This window comes from Sandarakinorhabdus rubra (assembly GCF_010994245.1).
Taxonomy (GTDB): domain Bacteria; phylum Pseudomonadota; class Alphaproteobacteria; order Sphingomonadales; family Sphingomonadaceae; genus Sandarakinorhabdus; species Sandarakinorhabdus rubra.
Genome location: NZ_WMHO01000175.1, coordinates 1 through 5,622, shown reverse-complemented (window position 1 = coordinate 5,622; position 5,622 = coordinate 1). Strand labels below are relative to the sequence as shown.

8 protein-coding genes are annotated in these 5,622 nt (G+C 69.3%); 4 read left to right on the top strand and 4 right to left on the bottom strand.

The features are described 5' to 3' along the window. A partial coding sequence (locus GJV64_RS10785) for a uroporphyrinogen-III synthase (RefSeq protein ID WP_205599598.1) occupies window positions 1-249 on the bottom strand: 249 nt, incomplete at its 3' end. Then, the gene (gene hemC / locus GJV64_RS10780; RefSeq protein ID WP_164157233.1) at window positions 249-1,172 is read right to left on the bottom strand and encodes a hydroxymethylbilane synthase; all 924 of its coding nucleotides are present in this window, start codon (window positions 1,170-1,172) and stop codon (window positions 249-251) included. The genes hemC and GJV64_RS10785, both read right to left, overlap by 1 nt. A gap of 85 nt (window positions 1,173-1,257) precedes the next feature. Here hemC and tsaD point away from each other — a divergent pair, with 85 nt between their 5' ends. Together tsaD and GJV64_RS10770 are read left to right on the top strand one after the other, a co-directional pair. Then, window positions 1,258-2,298: a tRNA (adenosine(37)-N6)-threonylcarbamoyltransferase complex transferase subunit TsaD gene (gene tsaD, locus GJV64_RS10775; protein WP_164157234.1), complete on the top strand. Its 1,041-nt coding sequence runs from the start codon at window positions 1,258-1,260 to the stop codon at window positions 2,296-2,298. 79 nt (window positions 2,299-2,377) lie between these two features. Next, complete coding sequence (locus GJV64_RS10770; protein ID WP_164157232.1) at window positions 2,378-3,346, top strand: NAD(P)H-dependent glycerol-3-phosphate dehydrogenase; 969 nt, start codon at window positions 2,378-2,380, stop codon at window positions 3,344-3,346. Here the strand turns inward: GJV64_RS10770 and GJV64_RS10765 are convergent. Together GJV64_RS10765 and GJV64_RS10760 are read right to left on the bottom strand one after the other, a co-directional pair. Continuing rightward, window positions 3,309-4,271, bottom strand: a complete 963-nt coding sequence (locus GJV64_RS10765) for a hypothetical protein (RefSeq protein WP_164157231.1) — start codon at window positions 4,269-4,271, stop codon at window positions 3,309-3,311. The two genes, GJV64_RS10770 and GJV64_RS10765, sit on opposite strands and share 38 nt — an antisense overlap. Continuing rightward, window positions 4,271-4,423, bottom strand: coding sequence for a DUF1674 domain-containing protein (locus tag GJV64_RS10760; protein ID WP_164157230.1), 153 nt, complete (start codon window positions 4,421-4,423; stop codon window positions 4,271-4,273). Before GJV64_RS10760 ends, GJV64_RS10765 begins: the two co-directional genes overlap by 1 nt. A 56-nt stretch (window positions 4,424-4,479) precedes the next feature. Here GJV64_RS10760 and GJV64_RS10755 point away from each other — a divergent pair, with 56 nt between their 5' ends. Then, window positions 4,480-5,307: an SDR family NAD(P)-dependent oxidoreductase gene (locus tag GJV64_RS10755; protein ID WP_164157229.1), complete on the top strand. Its 828-nt coding sequence runs from the start codon at window positions 4,480-4,482 to the stop codon at window positions 5,305-5,307. 20 nt (window positions 5,308-5,327) lie between these two features. After that, the coding region (locus GJV64_RS10750; RefSeq protein WP_328799176.1) for a transcription antitermination factor NusB at window positions 5,328-5,622 on the top strand (295 nt) is incomplete at its 3' end.

The following is a 5,622-nucleotide window of genomic DNA, read 5'->3' as shown; positions in this document are numbered from 1 at the left end:
TGCCGCTGCCGCAGTCGCCTCGCCCACGCACAGCGCCGGCAGAGTCTTCAGCGCATCGGCCTGCGGCCCAGCATGGCGCACGCCGGCGGCGCTGGTGAAGATCACCGCATCGGGCAGTTCGGCCGGCGGCGCCCATGCCAGCGCATCAGTGTCGAATAGCGGCATGGCAACCGGGGTATGGCCCATCGCCCGCAGCCGGGCCGCAGTGGCCGCGTTGCCGGGCTCGGGCCGAACCACCAGGATGCGCATCAACCCGGCCGGGGCGGATCGAACAGCGCCTTCAGCGCCGGCCCGGCCCGGCCGAGCAGTTCGGCGGCCAATTCCGCCACCCGTTCCGGCGCGTCCTGCAGCGGCGCGTTGAAGCCGCCGGCCTGCACTTCGCTGCCATCCTCGGCGAGGATCTGGCCCTCGAACCGCACGCCTTCGCCTTCCAGGCGGGCCAGCGCCGCCACCGGCGAATGGCAGGTGCCACCCAGCGCCGCGAGGAAGCCACGCTCCAGCAGCACGCACTGGAAGGTGGGGTGATGGTTGATCGCCTCGACCCGTGCCAGCGTTTCGGCATCGCCGGCACGCGCCGTGATGCCCACCGCCCCCTGCGCGCTGGCCGGCAGCATCTCGTCAAGCTCGATCAGGCTTCCGACCGCCTGCCCCAGCCGGTCGAGCCCGGCGGCGGCCAGCAGCGTGGCGTCGATCGCGCCGGATTCCACCTTGGCCAGCCTGGTCGCCACATTGCCGCGCAAAATCTCGGTGACCAGATCCGGCCGCTTCGCCTTCAGTTGCGCCGCCCGGCGCGGCGACGAGGTGCCGACCCGAGCGCCGTGGGGCAGCGCAGAAATGCTGGCCGCGCCGATCAGCCGTTCGCGCACGTCGGCGCGCGGCAGCATGGCCGCGAGGCAGATGCCGTCCTTCAACAGGGTTTCCACGTCCTTCATCGAATGGACGCCGATATCGATGCGGCCATCCAGCAGGGCGGCATCGAGCTCCTTGGTCCACAGCGCCTTGCCGCCGATTTCAGCCAGCGCGCGGTCCTGCACCTTGTCGCCGGTGGTGTGGATGATGACGATCTCGACATCGGCATCGCTCCAGCCATGGGCCTGTTTCAGCGCGTCGGCGGTCATGTGCGCCTGCGCCAGTGCGAGGGGCGAGCCCCGGGTGCCGATCCTGAACGTCATGGCAGCAGCCCATGGCGCGGCCATTGCGGATTGGCAAGTCAGCGCCTAGGTCGACTCTGTGTCTGGCCCGCCTGTCCTTGGCCCAATTGTCCTTGGGATCGAATCGAGCTGCGATGAAACCGCGGTGGCGCTGGTGCGCGGCGATCGCACCATCCTCGCCCAGCGCATCGCCAGCCAGGACGAGGCGCACCGCCCGTTCGGCGGCGTGGTGCCGGAACTGGCGGCGCGCGCCCATGCCGACCGGCTGGCACCGATGGTGGAAGCGGTGCTGCAGGAGGCCGGCGTGGCCCTGTCGGATGTCGACGCCGTGGCCGGCACCGCGGGGCCGGGCCTCATCGGCGGCGTGATGGTGGGGCTGGTCACCGCAAAGGCGCTGGCCTTCGCGGCCGGCAAGCCGTTGATCGCGGTCAACCATCTCGAAGGCCATGCGCTGTCGCCCCGGCTGGCCGATGCATCGCTCCAATTCCCCTATCTGCTGCTGCTGGTGTCGGGCGGGCATTGCCAGCTCCTGGGTGTCGAAGGCGTCGGCCGCTATCGCCGACTGGCCACCACGATCGACGATGCGGTGGGCGAGGCCTTCGACAAGTCGGCGAAGCTGCTGGGGCTGGGCTTTCCCGGTGGCCCGGCGCTGGAGCGCGCCGCCAAGGCCGGCAATTCGGCCCGCTTCGTGCTGCCGCGCCCGCTGCTGGGCAGTGACGAGCCGCATTTCTCCTTCGCCGGTCTCAAGTCCGCGGTGCTGCGGGCCCGCGCCGCGCTTGCGGAACCGACCGAACAGGACATCGCCGATCTGGCCGCCGGCTTCCAGCAGGCGGCGACCGATTGCCTGGTCGATCGCACCGCGCGGGCCATCGACACTTTCCCTGAAGGGACCGCACTGGTGGTGGCCGGCGGGGTGGCAGCCAACCAGGCGATTCGCGGCGCGTTGGCCGATCTGGCCGCTGCAAACGGCCTGCCCTTCGTGGCGCCGCCACAATGGCTGTGCACCGACAATGGCGCGATGATCGCCTGGGCCGGGCTGGAGCGGTTCGCGGCTGGCGACGTGGACGACCTGTCTGCCCCCGCCCGCCCGCGCTGGCCGCTCGATCCGGCGGCCGAAGCCGTGCGCGGTGCGGGGGTGAAGGCGTGACGCGCTTTGGCGTCATCGGCGCGGGCGCCCCGCGTGCGTCCGCACGCAAGCAGAGAGTCCATGCGCCAGGGGACTCGCGGTGACAAAGTTTGGAGTCATCGGGGCCGGCGCATGGGGCACGGCGCTGGCCTGCACGCTGGCCGGCAATGGCCCGGTGACGCTCTGGGCGCGCGAGGCAGACGTGGTCGCCGCCATCAACGGCACGCGCGAGAATCCGCTATTCCTGCCCGGCATCCCGCTGCCCGCCGGCATCACCGCCACCGCCGATCTGGTCGACATGGCGGCGTGTGACATCATCCTCGTCGTGGTGCCCGCCCAGCATCTGCGCAGCGTGTTGGCCCATGCCGCGCCCCCCGCCGCCACCCCGCTGGTGCTGTGCGCCAAGGGGGTCGAGGCCGGCTCCCACGCGCTGATGGTGGAGGTGGCGCAGGCGCAGGTGCCCAATCCCGTCGCCGTTCTGTCCGGCCCCAGTTTCGCTGCCGAGGTCGCCCGGGGCCTGCCCTGCGCCATCACGTTGGCCTGCGCCGATGCAGCCCTGGGCGCGCGGCTGGTTGCGGCCATGGCGCGGCCGACGTTCCGCCTCTACCAGTCCGACGATGTGGTGGGGGCCGAGATTGGCGGTGCGGTGAAGAATGTGCTCGCCATCGCCTGCGGGGTGGTGGAGGGGGCTGGGCTGGGCCTCAACGCCCGCGCCGCGCTGATCGCGCGCGGTTTTGTGGAAATGACCCGCTTCGGCGTGGCGCGCGGCGCCCGCGCCGAAACCCTGGCTGGCCTGTCGGGCCTCGGCGATCTCGTCCTTACCTGCTCGTCGGAAAACAGCCGCAACTTCCGGCTGGGTGTGGGGCTGGGCCAGGGCCGCCCGCTGGCCGATCTGCTCGCCGGCCCGGCGGTGGCCGAGGGCGCCGCCACCGCCCCCGTGCTGGTGGATGCGGCGCGCGCGGCGGGCGTGGACATGCCGATTTCTGAGGCCGTCGCGGCGCTGCTGGCAGGAGCGTCGGTGCGCGAGACCATCAATGCGTTGCTGGCGAGGCCTCTGAGGGCAGAATAGCCGGCGATCGAGGTTCCTCTGGTATTGCCAGATACCAGGCGGGCGGCGCTTTGATCGTTCGGTCTGGCCTGCGCGTCACCTGCCCTGCATGACCGAGGATCATCAGCAGGTTGCGAACGTCAGCTTGCCAGGCAATGTCGGCATCCTGGGCAAATACGATGATGCGAAGGCGATTGTTCGACAGTGAGAGGTCGCGTTCCAGACCAACCTCGAGACCGCGCTTCAAGCAAATGACCTGCGCAAAGAAGAGGTGGTCCTTGGTTTCGCGGACAGTGCCATGGACGGACCATCCGTTGTCATTGGCGTGGCTGGACAAGGTTGTGGCCAGTGCCTTGAGCTGATCCTCAGGCACACGCAGGTAGAAGTCTGTCACCGCCACGGCCGACCGAGGCGACTCCAAGCACCCCGGCGCGACCGCTCGTTCTTCATCCAGCGGTATCGTGGCCATGACAGAGGCTGCAGCCACCAACGGCAGGGCATCGCGCCAATTCGGCCGCGCGGGGTTGCGGCTGTCGTCGAAAAGATCGGCCGGAACCAATGCGCGCACCAGAAGTGCGCTTGTCAAACCCAGGCCAGCGAAGAACAGGAACAGCGCCCCCGAAGTGGCGAATGTGTCCACGTCGCTCTGAGAGCCGAGGCTGGCAAGCGCAGCAAAAACCCCCAGCAGCAGACCGGGCAACAGGCCGGTCAGGGCAGCAATGCGCCACCGGCCAAATCGCGGGCCGGCCAGCATGTAGGGCACGGCACCGAAAGCCATGAGGCCACCGAGGACGAATGCGGTGGACTTCCGCAGCAGGGAGGGATCGCCAACGGGTGAACCAAGCTCAAAAACAACAAGCAGCAGCGGCGTCAGGATATTGGCGGCACCGACGAAGGCTGCCGCCTGCACGACAATGCTCCAGGCACGCCAGCCTGCCGCACCCATCAGAAATCGACCGCGATGCCGCCCTTCTCCCAGTCGCCGTAACGCACCGGATCGGGGCCCTTGCGGCCGCCCACTTCCTTGTCGGTGGGCGGCGGCGGCGGGGCTTCGGGTTGCCTGTCGCGCGGGTCAGGCTTTGGCTTGTCCTTGTCCATTGCCCAGTGTTGCCACCAGCTGCCGGCTGTTAGCAATGGGGTGAAGGGAAGCAGCCATGTTCGAGAAGAAGGTGATCGCCATCACGGGCGCGGGCAGCGGCATTGGCCGAGCGCTGGCGCTCGATCTGGCGCAGCGCGGCGCGGTGCTGGCGCTGTCCGACAAGGATGCGGACGGGTTGGCGGAGACGAAGCGCCTGCTCGGCAACCGGCCGGCCAGCATCACCACGCTGGACGTCACCGACACGCCGGCGCTCAACGCCTGGGTGGCGGGCGCAGTCGCCGAATGTGGCCGGCTGGATGGCATCATCAACAATGCCGGTCTGTCGGTGGTGGCGCCCTTCGCCGATTGCCCGCGCGAGGATTTTGACCGGGTGATGGCGGTGAACTTCACCGGGGTGGTGGAAGGCTGCCGAGCGGCGCTGCCGCATGTGAAGGCTGCGGCCGCCAGAGACGGCGTGGGCTGGATCGTCAATATTTCCAGCGTTTTCGGGATGATGGGCTACCCCACCCAGAGCGCCTACAACGCCAGCAAATATGCCGTGCGCGGGCTGACCGAGGCGATGGCGATGGAGCTGGCGCTCACCGATCCCAACATCTCGGTGATCCGTGTCCACCCCGGCGGCATCAAGACCAACGTGGCGAAGAATTCGAAGCACATCGCCCATCTGCCCGGCACCGATCCCAACACCGATTTCGCCGCCGAGTTCGAAAAGAACGCCCCGACCACGCCCGAACAGGCCGCCGCCACCATCATCCGCGGCATGGAACGCCGTTCCCCGCGCGTGTTGATCGGGCCGGATGCGCGCTTCATCGACTGGATGGTGCGATTGTTCCCGGTCTCCTATTTCAAGGTGATCGGCAATTTCCTTGGCCGGCGGCGCTGAATCGGCCAAGGGCAGTGGCGATGAAGCGCCGCCCCGCCACACCTGCTCCCGTTCAGGCCACCGAAGGCGTGCCGGCGCGCCGCGCGGCGATGAAGATGCTGCAGGCCGTGCTGGATCGTGGCGTGCCCTTCGATGCTGCTGCGGGCGCGGCCGACGATCTGCCCCGCCCCGATGACCGCGGGCTCGCCCGCCTGCTGGCGCTGACCGTGCTGCGCTGGCTGCCCGATCTTGATGCGCTGATCGACAGTGCCACCCAGCGCCCGCTGCCCCCCGATGCCCGCGCCCGCCATGTGCTGCGCGTCGCGCTTGCCGGCT